At 66.1% G+C, this 437-nt stretch carries 1 pseudogene; it reads left to right on the top strand.

Annotation, left to right across the window (positions count from 1 at the left end):
* Positions 1-437: pseudogene (locus D7Y04_RS42750) on the top strand (right-handed parallel beta-helix repeat-containing protein); the annotation flags it as partial.

Genomic DNA, 437 nt, shown 5'->3' on the forward strand with positions numbered 1-437 from the left:
AGGATGCGGGGCCCGTCGAGGTGCCGACGGATGGCGGCACGGTCGTCACGGGCACATTGTCCGGGACGCTGACGGCGGCGGGCTCCCCCTACCGGGTCATCGGCAATGCCCAGGGCGTCGTCACGATTCCGAAGGGGCAGGTCCTCAAGGTGCAGCCCGGCGTCATCCTCGACTTCAAGGGGCGCCCGGAGGTGACGGAGGCCGATGTCGCGGCGGGTGCGCCGGACAGCGTGATGAACCACCAGAAGGGCCGCGTGGAAGTGCGTGTGTACGGCGGCATCCAGGTGAGTGGCACGGCGGACAAGCCCGTGCTGCTCACCTCGACGAACCCGTATGGCTGGTGGGGCATGAACTTCTATGGAGACAACTCCGTGGGAGACGGACACCCCGTCTTCGACCACATGGTCTTCGAGAAGGTGCGCAAGAACGAATACAAC

Origin of the sequence: Corallococcus sp. AB038B (assembly GCF_003668955.1) — a bacterium.
Classification (GTDB): domain Bacteria; phylum Myxococcota; class Myxococcia; order Myxococcales; family Myxococcaceae; genus Corallococcus; species Corallococcus exiguus.